The sequence below is a fragment of the Ruegeria sp. HKCCD7303 genome, assembly GCF_013111185.1.
Lineage (GTDB): Bacteria > Pseudomonadota > Alphaproteobacteria > Rhodobacterales > Rhodobacteraceae > Ruegeria.
The window spans coordinates 93,345-111,420 of the sequence record NZ_WVRE01000002.1 but is presented as its reverse complement, the minus strand read 5'-3'; the positions used below and the strand labels follow the sequence as shown (position 1 = coordinate 111,420).

General features: G+C 56.9%; 16 protein-coding genes. 8 read left to right on the top strand and 8 right to left on the bottom strand.

What is annotated here, in order from left to right:
- Positions 1–42: 42 nt before the first annotated feature.
- Entirely contained in the window at positions 43–1,266 is a 1,224-nt protein-coding gene (hemA, locus tag GS630_RS05130) for a 5-aminolevulinate synthase (protein ID WP_171618802.1), read from the bottom strand.
- A gap of 321 nt (positions 1,267–1,587) precedes the next feature.
- Between hemA and GS630_RS05125 the strand changes: the two genes are divergently transcribed.
- Complete coding sequence (locus GS630_RS05125; protein WP_171179690.1) at positions 1,588–2,973, top strand: M20/M25/M40 family metallo-hydrolase; 1,386 nt, start codon at positions 1,588–1,590, stop codon at positions 2,971–2,973.
- Between the two features lie 134 nt (positions 2,974–3,107).
- On the opposite strand, the gene lpdA is transcribed toward GS630_RS05125, so the two are convergent.
- The gene (gene lpdA / locus GS630_RS05120) at positions 3,108–4,502 is read right to left on the bottom strand and encodes a dihydrolipoyl dehydrogenase (RefSeq protein WP_171179688.1); all 1,395 of its coding nucleotides are present in this window, start codon (positions 4,500–4,502) and stop codon (positions 3,108–3,110) included.
- A gap of 214 nt (positions 4,503–4,716) precedes the next feature.
- On the opposite strand from lpdA, the gene GS630_RS05115 reads away from it, so the two are divergent.
- Positions 4,717–5,151: a hypothetical protein gene (locus GS630_RS05115; RefSeq protein WP_171179686.1), complete on the top strand. Its 435-nt coding sequence runs from the start codon at positions 4,717–4,719 to the stop codon at positions 5,149–5,151.
- A gap of 47 nt (positions 5,152–5,198) precedes the next feature.
- On the opposite strand, the gene GS630_RS05110 is transcribed toward GS630_RS05115, so the two are convergent.
- The 4 genes from GS630_RS05110 to GS630_RS05095 form a co-directional block, all read right to left on the bottom strand.
- Positions 5,199–5,774 (bottom strand): DUF924 family protein, encoded by a 576-nt coding sequence (locus GS630_RS05110; protein ID WP_171179684.1) that lies wholly within the window; start codon positions 5,772–5,774, stop codon positions 5,199–5,201.
- Positions 5,775–5,883: 109 nt separating this feature from the next.
- Positions 5,884–7,155, bottom strand: coding sequence for an MFS transporter (locus tag GS630_RS05105; protein WP_171179682.1), 1,272 nt, complete (start codon positions 7,153–7,155; stop codon positions 5,884–5,886).
- A gap of 111 nt (positions 7,156–7,266) precedes the next feature.
- The gene (gene queA, locus GS630_RS05100) at positions 7,267–8,313 is read right to left on the bottom strand and encodes a tRNA preQ1(34) S-adenosylmethionine ribosyltransferase-isomerase QueA (protein WP_171618800.1); all 1,047 of its coding nucleotides are present in this window, start codon (positions 8,311–8,313) and stop codon (positions 7,267–7,269) included.
- 42 nt (positions 8,314–8,355) lie between these two features.
- On the bottom strand, positions 8,356–11,727 hold the full coding sequence (locus GS630_RS05095) for a DUF3971 domain-containing protein (RefSeq protein WP_371809066.1): 3,372 nt from the start codon (positions 11,725–11,727) through the stop codon (positions 8,356–8,358).
- A 68-nt stretch (positions 11,728–11,795) separates the two neighbouring features.
- On the opposite strand from GS630_RS05095, the gene GS630_RS05090 reads away from it, so the two are divergent.
- The 6 genes from GS630_RS05090 (at position 11,796) to aqpZ (ending at position 16,894) form a co-directional block, all read left to right on the top strand.
- Positions 11,796–12,257 carry a peroxiredoxin gene (locus tag GS630_RS05090; protein ID WP_171618796.1) on the top strand — a complete coding sequence of 154 codons (462 nt, stop codon included), beginning with the start codon at positions 11,796–11,798 and terminating at the stop codon, positions 12,255–12,257.
- A gap of 90 nt (positions 12,258–12,347) precedes the next feature.
- Positions 12,348–13,166: a ferritin-like domain-containing protein gene (locus tag GS630_RS05085; RefSeq protein WP_171619437.1), complete on the top strand. Its 819-nt coding sequence runs from the start codon at positions 12,348–12,350 to the stop codon at positions 13,164–13,166.
- Positions 13,167–13,340: 174 nt separating this feature from the next.
- The gene (locus tag GS630_RS05080) at positions 13,341–14,672 is read left to right on the top strand and encodes a DUF5930 domain-containing protein (protein ID WP_171618794.1); all 1,332 of its coding nucleotides are present in this window, start codon (positions 13,341–13,343) and stop codon (positions 14,670–14,672) included.
- Positions 14,662–15,162: a polymer-forming cytoskeletal protein gene (locus tag GS630_RS05075; RefSeq protein WP_171179672.1), complete on the top strand. Its 501-nt coding sequence runs from the start codon at positions 14,662–14,664 to the stop codon at positions 15,160–15,162. The genes GS630_RS05080 and GS630_RS05075 overlap by 11 nt, the downstream gene beginning before the upstream one ends.
- Before the next feature lie 121 nt (positions 15,163–15,283).
- Positions 15,284–16,093, top strand: a complete 810-nt coding sequence (locus GS630_RS05070) for a zinc-dependent peptidase (protein ID WP_171618792.1) — start codon at positions 15,284–15,286, stop codon at positions 16,091–16,093.
- 111 nt (positions 16,094–16,204) lie between these two features.
- A complete protein-coding gene (gene aqpZ / locus GS630_RS05065; protein WP_171234491.1) occupies positions 16,205–16,894 on the top strand; it encodes an aquaporin Z in 690 nt (229 codons plus the stop codon).
- 65 nt (positions 16,895–16,959) lie between these two features.
- Here aqpZ and GS630_RS05060 read toward each other — a convergent pair whose 3' ends face one another.
- Positions 16,960–17,517 carry a peptidylprolyl isomerase gene (locus GS630_RS05060; RefSeq protein WP_171179666.1) on the bottom strand — a complete coding sequence of 186 codons (558 nt, stop codon included), beginning with the start codon at positions 17,515–17,517 and terminating at the stop codon, positions 16,960–16,962.
- Entirely contained in the window at positions 17,510–18,016 is a 507-nt protein-coding gene (locus GS630_RS05055; protein WP_171179664.1) for a peptidylprolyl isomerase, read from the bottom strand. Before GS630_RS05055 ends, GS630_RS05060 begins: the two co-directional genes overlap by 8 nt.
- Positions 18,017–18,076: the final 60 nt, after the last annotated feature.

Sequence of the window (18,076 nt, the reverse complement as noted above, 5' to 3'; positions counted from 1 at the left end):
AGCTTAACACGCGGCAATCACGTTGCACACTTTGGCGTGAGGTTAACCGGCAAGTTCGGCGCGATTTAGCGCACAATGTGACCAAAGTTCGTCCATCGCCTGCACCAAATGGTTCATTTCGTCGGGTCCATGCACCGGAGACGGGGTAAACCGAAGCCTTTCGGTTCCCCGCGGGACAGTCGGGAAATTGATCGGCTGCACGTAAATGCCATAATCATCCAGCAACATATCACTGAGCTTTTTGGTATGCACAGGGTTGCCGACGATCACGGGCACAATGTGACTGCCATGATCAATCAAGGGAAGACCCATCCCTTTAAGTCGCAGCTTGAGGATCTTGGCCTGAGTCTGATGCTGGTCACGCAGCTCCTGCGCGGTTTTCAGATGCGCAACCGAAGCGGCAGCCCCTGCGGCAACAGCTGGCGGCAACGAAGTGGTGAAAATGAAACCCGGCGCATAAGAGCGCACAGCGTCGCACATCTTGGCACTGGCGGCGATGTAGCCACCCATAACGCCATATGCTTTGGCGAGGGTTCCGTTGATGATGTCGATCCGATGGGCCAAACGGTCACGTTCAGTCACGCCGCCGCCACGCGGGCCGTACATGCCAACCGCGTGCACTTCGTCGATATAGGTCAGCGCGCCAAACTCATCGGCCAAATCACAGATCTCTTCGATCGGGCCAAAATCGCCGTCCATAGAATAGACTGACTCGAAGGCGATCAGTTTAGGCGCTTGCGGATCGTCAGCTTCAAGCAACTCACGCAGATGCGCCACGTCATTGTGCCGGAAAATCCGCTTAGAACCGCCGTTGCGGCGCACACCTTCGATCATCGAGGCATGGTTCAGCGCGTCGGAATAAATGATCAGGCCGGGGAACAGCTTGGGCAGAGTGCTGAGCGTTGCATCATTGGCGATATAGGCGCTGGTGAACAACAGCGCGGCTTCTTTGCCGTGCAGATCAGCCAACTCGGCCTCAAGCCTTTTGTGGTAAACCGTGGTGCCTGAGATGTTGCGCGTCCCGCCAGACCCTGCACCTGCTGCGTCCACAGCCTCATGCATGGCATTCAGAACAACAGGGTGCTGCCCCATGCCCAAGTAATCGTTGCCACACCACACGGTGATGTTCTGCTGCGACCCATCCGGACGCGTGCGCACCGCATGAGGGAAATGTCCGTTGCGACGTTCGATGTCAATGAAGGTCCGGTAGCGTCCTTCATCATGCAGCCTGGCAATCGCTGAATCGAGCTGAGCAGTATAGTCCAACGGACCCTCCTTGAGCGCCCAAATTGGTTTCCCTTGGGCAAATAGTTTGCCACCCTACACAGTGTAACGTGTTTCAGCGGCTTTGCGTTCCTTAGTTTAGCTGGTTACAGCCGAACAGGTGAACCCAACTTTGATTTGCATCAAATAAAAGGTTGTGCCCCCTACGACAAGTAAAGTTCCGGCTATCGAACGCGTGGAAACGACGCAGGTACAGTCGCATCACAATGCGTCGTACGATACTTTGGTTTTCGTCAAAACCGCTCTGGACGGCGCTGATCACGCTGTTAGGGTTCGCCCAACCTAGAAAAGCAGGAGCCCCCTATGTCGCTAGACACCGTGCTGAACCGGATTGACGAAGATCTGCAAACCTCGATCGACCGCCTGATGGAATTATTGCGCATCCAATCCATTTCAACCGATCCCGCGTTCAAGGACGAGGTCAACCGCGCCGCAGATTGGTTGGTCAACGACCTTCGCAGTATCGGAATAGACGCGGAAAAGCGAGAAACGCCGGGCCACCCCATGGTTGTTGGCCATGTGGGAGAAGACGCAGACGCTCCGCATATCCTGTTCTACGGCCACTATGATGTGCAGCCGGTTGATCCGCTGAACCTGTGGACACGCGACCCATTTGATCCTGCAATCGAAGATACCGAGCACGGCCCCGTTATCCGTGGGCGTGGCGCATCGGATGACAAAGGGCAACTGATGACTTTTGTCGAAGCCTGCCGCGCCTGGAAGGCTGTGCATGGATCCCTGCCCTGTCGCATCACCTTCTTCTTTGAAGGCGAGGAAGAATCGGGGTCTCCATCACTAGTCCCGTTCCTTAAGGAAAACGCGGCCGAGCTCAAAGCCGACCTGGCACTGGTCTGCGACACCTCGATGGTCTCACGCGGGGTTCCCTCCATAGCTGCCCAACTGCGCGGTATGCTGAAGGATGAATTCACCATCATCGGACCCCGTATCGATCTGCATTCCGGCCACTACGGTGGCCCAGGCCTAAACCCCTTGCGGGAACTGTCGAAAATAGTGGCCTCTTTCTACGATGACGAAACCGGCCGCGTAACCGTTGACGGATTTTACGAAGGCGTACACGAAGTACCCGAGGATCAACTCCGCCAGTGGCAAAACTGCGGTTTCGACGAAGCAGACTACCTAAATTCGGTCGGCTACACCCAACCACATGGTGAAAAGGGGTATTCGACACTCGAGCAGCAATGGGCGCGTCCAACGCTTGAGGTGAACGGGCTTTGGGGCGGTTACAACGGGGCTGGTTCGAAAACCGTGATCCCATCCGAGGCACATTGCAAAATCACCTGCCGTCTCGTCGGTGACATGAATCCCGACGCTCTGCGCGACAAAATTCGCAAACATGTCGAGGAGCGTCTGTCTCCGGACGCCAAAGTGATCTGGGACAATGACCTTGAAGGCTCACCAGCCTCTGTCATGAATTTGGACCGCCCAGAGTTCGAAGCCGCGCGCGGCGCCTTGTCTGACGAATGGGATCGCGAGGCGGTCTTTACTGGCATGGGTGGCTCTATTCCGGTGGTCGGGTACTTCAACACCGTTCTCGGGCTCGATTCCATGCTGGTCGGTTATGCAAACGATGATGACGCAATTCACTCACCGAACGAGAAATATGATGTCAAAAGCTTTCACAAGGGCATCCGATCCTGGGCCCGCATTCTGGATGCTTTGAACAAGTAAAGTGTTTTTGCGAGGCTCTGCCTCGCGCTCCGAGGTATTTTCGGCCAGATGAAGTGCGGATCCCCTGCTTCATCTGGCTATAAATACCTCGGGGGAGTCGCGGCTTGCCGCGGCGGGGGCAGAGCCCCCTTCCCTTACATGTGGATCACGCGATCGTAAGCGTCCAGAACGCTTTCGTGCATCATCTCTGACAAGGTTGGGTGCGGGAAGACCGTGTTCATCAGATCTTCTTCGGTGGTCTCCAGCTGGCGTCCAACCACATAGCCCTGGATCAGTTCCGTCACTTCCGCGCCGATCATATGTGCGCCCAGAAGCTCTCCTGTCTTGGCGTCAAAGACGGTTTTGATCAGCCCCTCTGGTTCCCCCAGGGCAATAGCCTTGCCGTTGCCGATGAACGGGAAGCGCCCGACCTTGATGTCGTAACCCAGTTCTTTGGCTTTGGCTTCGGTGTAGCCAACGGACGCGACCTGAGGCTGGCAGTAGGTACATCCTGCAATGCTCTCGGGTTTGACCGGGTGTGCGTGTTTACCCGCGATAAGATCCGCGACCATGACGCCCTCGTGACTGGCCTTATGCGCCAGCCATGGTGCACCTGCGATATCACCGATTGCGTACAGCCCTTCGACACCGGTGCGGCAGAATTCATCCGTCACCACATGCGTGCGGTCGATCTTGACCCCCAGCGCTTCGAGGCCAAGGTTTTCGACATTACCGACGATGCCTACCGCCGAAATCACGGTGTCGAAATCATACTTTTCGACCTTGCCCTCAACCTCGATATGAGCGGTCACTTTACCTTTACCCCGGTCCAATTGCTTGACCATCGCCTTTTCCATGATGGTCATGCCTTGCTTGGTGAAGGCCTTTTTCGCCAATGCGCTGATCTCGGCATCCTCAACCGGCAGAACGCGATCCATCACTTCGACCACGGTCGTGTCCGCGCCAAGCGTGTTGTAGAAGCTGGCGAATTCGATGCCAATCGCGCCGGACCCAATGACCAGCAGTTTCTTCGGCATACGTGGCGGTTGCAGCGCATGTTTGTAGGTCCAGACCAGATCACCATCCGCCTCAAGCCCCGGCAATTCCCGCGCCCGCGCGCCGGTGGCCAAAATGATGTTCTTGGCGGTGAGTTCTTCGGTGCCCTTGTCGGTCTTGACGCTGACCTTGCCCTTGGCAGCGATCGTGGCCTCGCCCATCACAACAGCGACCTTGTTCTTCTTCAGAAGATGACCAATCCCGCCTGAAAGTTGTCCGGCCACACCCCGTGACCTTTTGACTACCGCATCCAGGTCGTAACCAATCTTGTCAGCTTTCAAGCCGAAATCCTTGGCGCGTTCCATCAGATGGAACACTTCGGATGAGCGAAGCAATGCCTTGGTGGGGATACAACCCCAGTTCAGGCAAATGCCTCCAAGATGTTCGCGTTCGACAACGACGGTTTTCAGACCCAACTGGGCGGCACGGATTGCAGCGACATAGCCGCCGGGGCCAGCCCCGATTACGATCAGATCATAAGATTGTGCAGCCATGTGTCCCTCTCGGCGCAGGTGTTGAAAAATTAGTTTACCATTAAACTACTTTTCAAAACACATCAACAGGCGCGCCCCGCGACAAAAGCGACGCGAGGTAAGCCACACCTGAAGACGTGGATTTCAGCCTATACCCAAGCCCGCTCCATGGCTAGAACTGAACTGTCGACACCGTTCGGGCATTTCTTAACAAAGGACATTCAAGAGGCTGACTATGGCGAAAACACTCAAAGACCTGCTGCTTGCTTTGCTCAACGCCACGTTGATCCTTGTGGCCTTGTGCCTGTTTCTGGGCTGGCAGTTGGCGTCAAAGGTGGAGAGCATCACGGCGGAGTTTTCTGAAACAGTGCAAGTCGTTGCTCCGCTCCGAGAGGAGACAACGAACATTCGAACAGAGCTTGCGGCATTACGAGACGACTTAGCCGCGTTGCCGAAAAAGGCAATTGGTTTAGACAGTCAAACAACCAAGGATATCCAATCGACCTTAGCCCGACTAAATTCCTTGGAACAAAAGTTGCAGACAGCACAGGATAGGTTGATCAGTCTGGCAGACGAGCCTCAGGTTTTGATAGCCCAGACCATCAATAGCGGCGCGGACGTCGTGTCCAAGCGCATTTTGGATTTCAAAGGGTGTGAACCAGGCTCATAAGGTTATGCCGCGCGAACAAGGCGCGGCATGCCAGCATTTTCAAACGGTCAAACGGTTGCCTGAAGCTCGCGTACGGTGGTCCCATAACCACCCATGTCGACATAGGCAACTTCATGTGGTGTGGAATGACGCGACAGTGCTTCGTTCCGATAGGGGAACCGACCGAACTTGCGGATCACTTCGCGATGCGCCCGTGCGTGCAATAGATTGCTTGTGTCACCGCTCAGGTTTTCGCAGATCAAACGCACACAACGTTCCTGATCACACAGATTTTCCGAGTGCATCATCGGCAGATAAAAGAACTGCCGCGCGGGTTCGTCGATCTTTTTGTCCCACCCCTTGTCGACCGCGCATTTGGCAGCTGCCAAAGCCGCTCGGTCAGTCGCAAATGCACGGGCCTGCCCCCGGAACATGTTACGTGGAAACTGATCTGTCAGGATAATATACGCCAGCGATCCGCTGGGATATGTCAGCCAAAGCGAAAATCTGCCCTCAACCGCTGCTTCCCAAGTTGACAAGAAACGGTCTCGGATTTCCGCATCCAATGCGTCATCCTGCAGATACCACCCCTTGGGACCAACTTCATCTAACCAAAAACTCAATACTTCTTCAGGACCTACCATTGCCCTAAACTCCGTAATTTGCCCTCCCCAGGGACGTAAGGTCATTTAAGAATGTTTTACAGAATTGTGACAGTAACATATTGCAACATTTGCGACATATTTTCGTTTCTTAAGCGACTTCTTGCGTATCTTGCTCATCTTGTGCTGCTTCGATCACAACTTCCTGCGCAACTTCCAAAGCTACTGGCGACGATGTCGGCATAATCGGTGCAATTGTTCCGGTTTCGTCAACAGGTACATAAGCACGCTGGGTCATTCGGTAGAGCGCGTAGAACGCCATCGCAAACATCAGCGTCGCAATAAACAGGAAGAAACCTGCAGGGCCCATGATGCCGTTGCCCATCAGCCAACCGGTTATCAGCGGACCGGCAATTGCGCCCAGGCCGTTGATGAAGATCAGCCCGCCCGAAGCAGCAGACATGTCGTCATATTCCAAATAGTCGTTGGTGTAGGCGATCAGCAGGGAATAAAGCGGGCTGGTCATGCCTCCAATAACAAATGCACCGGTCAGCAGGATTGAGAAGGTCGCCCCGAAAAACATTCCCACCAGTGCGCCGCAGCCGCCGACGACGGAAACCGTCAGAATCAGAATCCGGCGATCCATACGGTCCGAGAACCAACCAATCGGGTATTGCAACAGAACCGAGCCAACATAAAACGCGGCCACAAAGGTTGAAATCTCGACCAGCGACAATCCGGCTTGCGCGCCGTAGACCGAGCTCATCCCGAACTGAGCCGAAAATATTCCACCCAGCAGGAACATGCCGACGCAGCCCAATGGTGATGTCTCCATCAGTTTGCGCAGTGTCATAGGCTTTGTTGTATCAAAGGCTGGTGTTGGTGAAATCGACAACAGGATCGGCGCGAAGGAAACCGAAACAAGGATCGAGGCGATCACAAATGTCTCGTACCCTGCCGGATCGCCCACCAGCAACAGGGCCTGCGCCGTGACGATTCCGGTCATCTGAACGATCATGTACAAAGACAAGGCCTGGCCTCGGTTTTCGTTGCTGGCCGCGTTGTTCAACCAGCTTTCTGCGGTGACATACACACCCGAGAAACAAAAGCCGATCACCACCCGCCCAAGTGCCCAGGCGATTGGGTTCGTGAGCATGGGGTACATGATCATGACGGCCGAGATGAAAGACGCAAGCGCTGCAAAGACCCGCACATGGCCGACGCGCCGGATCATTTCAGGGGCAAGTCGTGAGCCGCCCAGAAAGCCGACGAAATAGGCGGACATCACAATAGACATATGCAGAGTCGAAAACCCTTCGATCTCGCCGCGAACACCCAAAAGAGTGCCCTGAAGGCCATTTCCGACCATCAGCAACCCCATGCCGAGCAGCAACGCCCACGCGCTGGAAAGAACCTGAATCATTGGGGTCTCCGAGTGATGCCAAACTAAGTTGCGCTGTGTACTGCGATCAAAGACCGCTTCTGTCGCGCTTGTCTACGACATTGAACTGTTTTGATACTTCATGCGCGCCCCTCATGGGATCAAAAGCGACGCGTCGCCGTAGGAAAAGAAACGATATTTCTGTGTTATTGCATGATGATACAAATCAAACATTCGATCTTGCCCCATCAACGCGGACACCAGCATCAACAGCGTTGATTTCGGCAGGTGGAAATTGGTCATCAACGCGTCCGTGACATGGAACTGGAAGCCCGGATAGATGAAAATATCCGTATCCCCTTCCCAGGGTTGGATGCGGCCGGACCGGGCCGCACTTTCGATCAGACGCAGGGCTGTGGTGCCCACTGGAATCACCCGTCCACCTGCGTCTTTGGTGGCCTGAATCTCGGCTGCCGCCTCGGGGCTGACCTGCCCCCATTCCGCGTGCATCTTGTGGGTTGTCACTTCTTCAACTTTGACCGGCAGGAACGTGCCTGCCCCCACGTGCAGGGTTACATGAGTGAAATTCACGCCGCGCTCGGCCAAAGCCAACAGAAGGGCATCATCGAAATGCAGCGAAGCGGTCGGCGCGGCTACGGCACCCGAATTACGCGCCCAGATGGTTTGATAGTCGGTTTTGTCCTGTTCATCCGCCGGACGTTTGGCCGCAATATACGGCGGCAACGGCATCGCCCCGGCTTGCTCCAGTGCTTTATCAAAATCTTCGCCACTCAGGTTAAACCGCAGATAGGCCTGCCCATCCTCAACCCGGTCCAGCGTGGCGCTCAGGTCATCCGAGAAGACAATCTCTTCCCCAACCTTCACTTTTTTCAAGGGCTTGATCAGAGCTGACCAAGTTGCATCGGCCTGAGGATCCAGCAATGTCGCCTCGATCCCGGCTGACACTGGACCTTGGGCACTGTCCCGATGGCGGCGACCATTAAGCCGTGCCGGGATGACGCGCGTGTCATTCAGCACTAGCCTGTCACCGGGTTGCAAAAAATCGGGCAGATGAAGGACGTGGCTGTCCGTTGTCTGATCCCCCTGCGCCACCAGCAGACGCGCAGAGGATCGCGGGCTAGCAGGCCGCGTGGCAATCAGGTCGTCAGGCAGGTGGAAGTCAAAATCGCTGAGTTTCATGCGCGCGCCTTACATCCCCGCAAAAGATTCGGCCATATGTCGTCAGCGATCGCTGGGCTGTGACCCGAATGTCTGCTTGGGCTCATCTGGTTTTTGCGGTGTCGCGTTTGGGCCATCCGATACCTTTGGTGCAGGTTGACGCATCAAATCGCGCAAAAACAAAGGGGCCAGTCCAGAAAGCGGATTCACCGAAACTTTCGGAGAAGCCAGCGGCCCGGTGAGGGTGTAGTTGAATCCGAACACACCCTCGCCCTTGCGCGTGAAAACGCTGCCCACGGCGTTGAGCAGATAGATTGGCGAAATCGCACCGCGCAGGTTCAGCATCTCGTTGACCGTGTCGATGGTGCCGTCAAACGAAAGTCCCATGGATGGTCCAACTGCGCTGCCGCTGAGCACTTTGATATCCGTCGGCGTAATCCGCATGCGACTGTCGATCGCCGAGAAGAAAATGCCTTGCCCGGCCATCTCGTCCAACAATCCAACAAGACTGATTGCGTTCAAGAGGGCCGCCATGGCCGGGGCATCGGTGATACGCGTGTTGATGATTTTCAGGACCACGTCATAGTTTCCCGGTGCTGCCACCGGTTCGAGGCTTAAGTTCAATGTGCCCTCGCGCGCTTGGGTCAGCACGCCAGCAGAACGCAACGCCGCCCCGGCGTCCTGCGATGTCAGGGTCACGGCACTGCGGTTTCCGCGCGGGGTCACCTGCCCGGAGACCGCCGCCCCCCCATTCACCCGTGCCGTAAACCCTCCGTTTACGCCACCAGTCGTCTGAAACGTTCCCTGAAATCCCGTAAGCGCAACCGCTTCGGTCACTTGTAAGCGATCCAAGGCAACGTCCAGCTTCGGACCTGCCCCGCCGCCGCCGCTTTCGCCGAACGTCGCTTTCCCCATGTCCAGCACACCGCCAAGAACTCGGATATCCGGTACGGCATCCCCGCGCCCGATCATCTCAGCCGGGACCGCAAGCCAATTCCCCAGATCGAATGAGCTGAAACGTATGCGGTCAAAATCTCCGTTTTCGCGAAAGGTAATCGATGCGCTTGTTCGCAGACCAGCGCCCTCGATGTTCAAACTGTCCACCTTCAACTCTTTGCCTAATGTCGCTTCGGCCGTCAGTGAGCCCGGTGCGGTTGCCGCCTTACGCCACCCAAGTTCCGGGATCGCCAGCGCCACACCCTGTAGGTCCGACGCAACGGACAGTTTCGGCGGGGTATCTGCTCCAAGACCCAAGGTAATGTCCGCAACACCCGACTCGGTCAGCATCCCAGGGGGTAGCCCGGCCCCGATCTCATCCATCAAGCGCGGGGACAGTTCGATCTGGCCTGTTAGCGTACTGCGCTGCGCCGTTTTTCCATCAATCGGCTGCCGCCACAGCGCCTCAAGAGGAACATCTCCGAATTGCCCTTGCCCTTGTATTTGAACGCCCGACTGATTGCCGGACAGATCCAGCAAAGCGGCGCTGACCGTGAACCCCGGCACCAGACGATCGCTGGAAAGGTTTGCCAGATTGCCGTCGAAATGGAATTCGGTTTCCTGAAACTTCAGCTCCTTTTTCAGCGGCAATGACAGCGTGCCAGTCAGCGAAGCGGTGCCGTTGGCAAGCTCGACAGGCAATCCTGCTTTGCTCAGCAATGAAAGTGGGGGGCGGTCCAGCAGCGACAGTGCAGCGGTCACACTGCCCTTGGCCCGTATACGCGCAATTCCAGGCGCGGATTTCTTTATGTCCGTATCGGGTATGATGAAGGACGTGCCCGCGGCATCCACTGCACCACCTTCGTCAGCGATCACCACCCCCTTTTGCGCGGTGACAGTAAATCGTTGATTGATCAGGCTGGCCTGCCCTTGGGCGTCCTCGATCGGTGGAAGGGTTTTGACGAACTGAATCTTGGCCTTTTCGAATCCGAAATCCAAATAGATATCGGGCTTGGATCCGGGCTCAAGCCGCAGGGCAAAATCCATGTCCGACAGAACGCCTTCGTAAAGGTTCTTGGTAACCCACTCGCGCGGTTTCGGTGCCAAAAGTTCGGGCCAGTAACTGAGAACCTTGTCCGAGGTCATCTGATCCAGATGTGCATCCAATTCCACTGCCCAGCCGTCGGGCCGGCCGCTCAGAACTCCAAAGGCGCGTATGATGTGACCTGGGTCTTCAACAGTGACCTGTCCCAAACGCAACTCGAAAGGGTCCAACACCATTTTGAAATCCACGCTGGCGCGGGACAATTGGATCGGCTCTGGAAACAGGTTGGCGGGGTTCACATTGAGGCCCGACAAACGCAATTGCGCGGTCAGGCTGTCCAGGACACCATCTTCCACCCCCTGCAGGAACGCCGTACCGTCTGCTTGCACTTCGCCCCAAGCCGATACCACTGACACTTCGTTGAAATCCAGCGCATGCGTTTTAGGATCATAGGTGAAATAGGTGCGGGCAGATTCAAAAGGCACCGGGCGCGTTTCACGGTTGGGCTGCACGACCCCTGCCCCAAGGTTGAGCGTTGCAAAGCCCGTTCCGATGGCACCGCTATCGTCGATACTGCCGCGCAAGGCACCCGATATGGGGGCCCGCAAGACCTGCAGCCACGCCAAAACAGGGCTTTGACCGGCGATATCCTCGGCAGGCAGGTCCGAGACCGAGATGCCGAACTGAGCGGCAGGGGTGCCAAGGATGCTGGTATAGTTGGCCTCGATGGCACTGACGTAATCCCGCCCCGAAAGAACCGAAAACCCGGTAGCGAGTCGTACTTCGTTGTCACTGCGGTTGGCCTGAATATGACCACCATCCAGCACCCAGGACCGACCCTGCCGCAAATCGCTGTAATCCAGCGTGATTGCATCAAGCTCGACCGAGGTGAGAGCAGACAGAGCCGGAGACAGGAATACCTGATCGGACGCCTCGATCAGCTCTGCCAGGTTCGGTGCCTCTTGTACCGGAGCGCTGCCAGACCCCACGGTCAGGGTCAACGCCCCATCCATGCCTCGGGTCAGGGCGATTTGAGCTCCGCTCAGGATGATGCGTTTTGGGCGAACATGCCCGCGCAACAAAGGGCGCATGGCAAGGCTGGCACGCATGTCCGAGACCTGCGCAATCTGCTGGCCCGCCGCGTCGCTGATGGCAACGTCGGTCAGACGCAGACGGGGCCGCCAGCCTTCGTGAATGATGAAGCTGACATCGCCAAAGCGGATTTGCAGACCACCCAGCGCCTGTTCAAGCCGCGTTTCGACCCTGTCCCGCAACCAGGCAGGCGCGTGCATCCTTTGCCCCACCACCATGAAACCGGCGAACAGCGCAAGAAGCGCCAGCATGAAAGTACCGCGCATGGCCCAAAGACCAGCGGCCCTCCGACGCGACCGTCGACGCACCGGTTGGACCGGTTCGTCTTGTTCGTCGTCATGCTGCTTCAATTTGCTGTCCACGCCTTCCAACCCGCACGTGTTGCCCTATGATATCAGGCAGCCTTTAAAAACCTTTAGCGGAGTTTCCAATGCCCGATATTTCAGACATGGCCCCCGACTTCACCCTGCCACGCGACGGCGGCGGCGAGGTGACGCTTTCGGCGTTGCGCGGTGGCACCGTGGTTTTGTTCTTCTATCCCCGTGATGATACGCCGGGCTGTACAAAGGAATCCATTGGTTTTTCAGAACAGCTTCAGGCCTTTGCGGATGCAGGTGCTCAAGTTTTCGGTATCTCGCGCGACAGTGTCGCCAAGCATGACAAATTTGTTGCCAAGCATGGTCTGACCACACCGCTTTTATCGGACGAAAACTCGACCGTTTGCGAGGACTATGGCGTGTGGGTGGAAAAGAACATGTATGGGCGCAAGTCGATGGGCATCGAACGTTCGACCTTTGTCATAGATGCCGAAGGTCGCATTGCTAAGGTCTGGCGCAAAGTCAAAGTGCCCGGTCATGTGGACGAGGTGCTTGAGGCGGTGAAGGCGCTGTAAGCGCACTCTCGACCTGCCATGCCATCCGGTTTATGACCCGCCTCGACACGACAGAGTCGGAGTGATCCCGTGCCCAAGACACTGACACAGATGGCGACAGAGGTTCTGACAACTGCGGACGGGCGGGCCAAGACCGCCCTGTCCAAAGCGCACGCCGCCGCATGGTTCGCTGCTAGCAAGGGCGAAGCTGACCCAATCGAAATTGGCGCGGCAACGCCCCCCTTGAACCCCGCCCGCCCGGACAAGCCCGAGCTTCTTTCGCCTCGTGAAGTGCCAAAGCGGAAACCCGGGACCGAGGCCGGGCGTATCGCCCTGTTGCACGCTGTGGCGCATATTGAGTTGAATGCCGTCGATCTGCACTGGGACATCATCGCGCGGTTTGGTCATGTGCCGATGCCGATCGGCTTTTACGATGACTGGGTGAAATGCGCCGAAGAGGAATCGCGGCATTTCGAGCTGGTGTGCGACTGCCTAGAGCAGATGGGCAGCCACTATGGCGCCCTGCCCGCCCACGCCGGAATGTGGCGCGCCGCCGAAGATACTGCCGAAGACTTGATGGGACGGCTGGCTGTTGTTCCCATGGTGCTTGAGGCACGCGGTCTGGATGTCACCCCCGGCATGATCGAAATCTTCCGAAAGGCCAAAGCGGACCAAGCCATTGCCGCGTTGGAGGTGATCTATGCGGAAGAAGTCGGCCATGTCGCCTATGGCTCTAAGTGGTTTCATTTCCTGTGCGGTCGGGAAAACGCCGACCCGAAGGACGTGTTCCACGCCCTGGTCCGGCGGTATTTCCACGGCGTCCTGAAACCGCCCTTTAACGAGGAGAAGCGGGCCGAAGCTGGCCTGCCCCCCGATTTCTATTGGCCTCTGACAGAAGACCTGCCCGCGCCGGGTGAAGTCACGAACTGACACTTATATGTGAATTTCGGCGAATTCCCGCCGATCTTCGGGGGATTTTTGCGCTGTTTGCCGCAAAGAGGTCAACAAACTTGCCCGATCGTAGCGAGCCGTTTATGCACTCGGCCCAAGGGACGGCTACTGCACCACGACCGGTCCCGAATTTGGGGACGAGAGGTAAGGCGCGTGCGAACACGTCTGGCAATAAAGCTACACTCACTGCTTGAGCGGTATTTCCCGGAACGCCGGGTCTTTCTGAAATCTGACAAGGACACGCGGTTCATTCGGCTGAGTTCGGAAACGCAGGTGATCGCAGTCACCGGTGTCGCGGTGATGGTTGGGTGGACAGCGGTTGCAACGGCCATACTGCTGATGGACAGCATCGGGTCGGGCAACTTCAGAGAACAAGCCAAGCGCGATCAGGCGACATATCAAGAGCGCCTGAATATCCTGTCAGCCGAACGGGACGCACGCGCGCAAGAAGCACTGGCCGCACAAGATCGCTTTAACGCCGCATTGGAACAGATTTCCGCAATGCAGTCCGAGTTGCTGGCGTCGGAAAACCGCCGCCGCGAGCTTGAGACCGGTATCGAGGTCATCCAGACGACGCTGCGCAGCACGATGAAGCAACGGGAAGAAGCCCGCACGGAGCTGGCTGTTCTGAAGCAGGAAACCAATGATGCCGACATGTACGTGACGGCCTCGAGCACCCCGGTGCAGATGGCCTTCATGACAAATGCCCTTTCCCGCACCGCGGAAGAACGCGATCAAATCGCCTCGGACGCGCGTCAGGCTTTGGACCAACGGGATGAGCTGGAACTGGAAATCCGTCTGATGCAGGAACGCAGCGACGAGATTTTCCGCCAGTTGGAAGAAGCCATGGTGATCTCGATCGAACCTTTGGACAAGATGTTCCGTAAGGCCGGCATGCCGACCGATCGCATTATCGAAGAGGTCCGGCGCGGATATAGCGGTATGGGCGGTCCGCTGACCCCTTTATCCCTTAGCACGCGTGGTGAGGAGGACGAGCTGTCCGCTGAAGAAGCCCGTGCAAACATTCTACTTGAGCAGATGGACCAACTAAACCTGTACCGGATTGCTGCGGAAAAGGCCCCCTTCGCCAGCCCGGTCAACAGTGCTGTGCGCTATACCAGCGGATTTGGCACACGTCGCGACCCCAAAACCGGTGGTCGCCGTATGCATAATGGCGCGGACTTTGCTGGTGCGCACGGCACTGACATCTTTGCAACTGCGGATGGTGTGGTCACTCATGCAGGCTGGCAGTCGGGTTTCGGACGGCTTGTTAAAATCAAGCACGCGTTCGGAATTGAGACACTTTACGCTCATAACACCAAGATCAACGTGAAGGTTGGCCAAAGGGTCTCGCGCGGGGATCATATTGCTGATATGGGTAGCACCGGACGGTCCACCGGCACGCATTTGCACTATGAGGTGCGCGTGAACGGAAAGCCCGTGAACCCAATGACTTACATCAAGGCTGCGAGAAATGTTTTCTAAAAGCAAAATCAACGAGCCCGCATCCAAGGCACCTGAGGCGGCCAAACCTGCCGCTCCGGCGACCCCAGCGGCCCCTGCACCGACCGAGACGAAACCTGCCACTGCGCCCAAGCCAAAGCCGCCGGCGTCGGTTCTGTCCTCGGATCTGCACATCACCGGCAACATCAAGACCTCCGGTGACATTCAGGTGGAAGGCACCGTGGAGGGCGATATTCGTGCTCACCTGCTGACCATTGGTGAATCGGCAACAATCAAGGGTGAAGTCACCGCAGATGACGTGGTGATCAACGGTCGTATCGTGGGCCGTGTGCGTGGCCTGAAGGTGCGCCTGACTTCGACTGCGCGTGTTGAAGGCGACATCATCCACAAGACCATCGCCATCGAAAGCGGCGCGCATTTTGAAGGTTCAGTGCAGCGTCAGGACGACCCGCTGAACCCTGGCCGCAGTAGCAAATCGGGATCGAACCCAGCGGCTGACGTCAAACAATAACGCGACCTTTCTGGTCAAACCCGAGACGCCGCTGGGAAACCCGCGGCGTCTTTTCTTTTGGGGCATTGTTCAGTTCGGGAAACAGGTTTTGATCGTGCGGGGATCGCGTTAGGGTCGGGTCATGTTGATATTCCTGACACTTGTTGCGCTGATTGCTTGTGGTGCGGCCTATTACTTTTGGTCAAAACAACAGGCGCGCCGGGCCCTGTTGGCCGCGCCGTTGACGGATCAGGAACGGCACCTTATCGACGCTCAGGTCCCGATCCTGCGGAAATTGCCGCAAGGCTTGCGCGCTAAGCTGGAAGGTAAGATCAACCTGTTTCTCGATCAGGTTGAGTTCATCGGCTGCGACGGTCTGGACGTTACCAAAGACATGCAAATGTCTATCGCCGCGCAAGCCTGTCTGTTGGTTGTGAACACCGAGCTTTGGTACGACAACCTCACCACCATCCTGATCTATCCCAGCGCCTTCAAATCCAGACAGAGCCGCCACAGCGGTTATGTTGTCACCGAAAAGGAAATTGTACGCACCGGAGAAAGCTGGAATCGCGGCCCGGTGATCCTGTCATGGGCGCACAGCCAGCGCGGTGCTATGAACGATCATGACGGGCAAAATGTTGTTTTTCACGAATTCGCACATCAGATCGACGATCTGACAGGCTCGGCCAATGGTGTGCCCGTTCTCAGCGCCAACCAGAGTTTTTCCGAGTGGGAGGCCGCGTTTCTGACGGCTTACGACGCCCATGTACAGGCCGTTGAAATGGGGCGCGCAACTGTGATTGATCCCTACGGTGCGGAAGGGCACGAAGAGTTTTTCGCCGTTTCGGTTGAAGTGTTTTTTGAACGGCCCAGGGCGCTGCGAAACTCTGATCCGGAGGTCTATGAACAGCTGTCAAAACTGTTTCATCTGGACCCCGTACAGTGGCGCTGATCGCTTTTACCCAAGGTGACAGGTCATTCGACAAATTCCCCGTTCGTCATAATTTAACAAAAGCTAATTTTTGAATTACACTTAACCTCATAACATTGCGGAGGATTTTTCATGTCATCGAAATTACTTGCCGAGTTCTTCGGCACATTCTGGCTGGTCCTTGGGGGATGCGGCAGTGCCGTATTAGCAGCCGGTGTCGCGGATGTCGGCATCGGATGGCTTGGCGTGTCTTTCGCCTTTGGCCTGACAGTTCTGACTATGGCTTACACGGTTGGTCACATCTCGGGTGGGCATTTCAACCCGGCCGTCAGTTTGGGGTTGATGATCGGCGGGCGGTTTCCGGCCAAAGATCTGTTGCCCTATTGGGGCGCTCAGGTCATCGGCGCGATTGCAGCTGCCATAGTGCTGTATCTGATCGTAAGCGGCGCACCCGGCTTCGAAGGCGTCGGAGGGTTTGCATCAAACGGATACGGAGACGCCTCGCCCGAGGGCTATTCGATGATGTCCGTATTGGTGATCGAAATTGTGATGACCGCCTTCTTCATCATCATCATCCTGGGTGCAACGTCAGAAAAGGCACCCGCCGGGTTCGCGCCGATTGCAATTGGTCTGGCGCTGACGCTGATTCATCTGGTGTCGATCCCGGTCAGCAACACATCGGTGAATCCGGCGCGGTCTACCGGAGTGGCGCTGTTCGCGGATGGCCCGGCCTTGGCGCAGCTCTGGCTGTTCTGGGTGGCCCCATTGATCGGTGGAGCGATCGGCGCGGTGATCTGGAAGATGATGTCACCCGACGATTGATTCCGGTTCGTGCAACCCACAATATGGAAAAGCCCGATGCGGTAACGCGCGTCGGGCTTTTTCGTTCATTCGATGACTGTGACTTTCTTCATCACGTCCGGTGCGCCAATGATCGCACCGTTTTGACCGGCACCGCGCTTGATTGCGTCCACCACATCCATGCCGTCAGTCACCTGACCGACTACAGTGTACTGCCCGTCTAGGAACGGGCCGGGTTCGAACATGATGAAAAACTGCGAATTGGCTGAATCCGGGTCATTCGAACGGGCCATGCCGACCACGCCCCGGTCAAAGGTGACATCGGAAAACTCAGCCGGCAGGTCAGGACGGTCAGATCCGCCACGTCCTGCATTGCGCATGTCGAAACCGGCCGCGCCGGAGTTGCCATATTCCACATCGCCAGTTTGCGCCATAAAGCCGTCAATCACGCGGTGAAACACGACGCCATCATACTGACCGTCGGCGGCCAAGGCGGTGATCTGTTCCACATGCTTGGGTGCGACATCCTCGAACAGGTCGATCGAGATGGTGCCGTTGGCTCCCTCCCCTTCGACGTCGATCTGCAAACCGCTGGCCAACGCGGGACTGGCCAGAAGTGCAAAGGCTGCAGCCAGCTTATGCATCGGCGGCCACCTTGACGCTGATCATGCGATCCGGGTTCGCAGGCGGCTCGCCCCGAACGATCGCATCCACATGCTCCATGCCATCGATCACGCGACCATAGACGGTATACTGACCGTTCAGGAAGTGGTTGTCCTTGAAGTTGATGAAGAACTGCGAGTTGGCCGAATCCGGATTTTGCGACCGGGCCGCGCCCAGCGTGCCCCGATCATGCGGCAGTTTGGAAAATTCTGCCGGAACGTTCGGCAACGAGGACCCGCCGGTGCCCGCCATGCGCAGGTTGAAGCCGTCTTCCATATCGCCGTGCTGAACGTCACCGGTTTGCGCCATGAAGCCGTCGATTACACGGTGAAAGGCCACGTTGTCATATTCTCCGCCACGGGCCAGTTCCTTCATCCGCGCGCTGTGCAACGGTGCTACATCCGGCAGCAGCTCGATGACGACATTGCCGCCCTTCAGCTCGATGATGATTGTGTTTTCGGGATCTTTGATCTCGGCCATGTGGCCCTCCTGTCGTTTGTCTTGCGCAAATACCTATGCCGCACGCGCGTGAATGCCAAG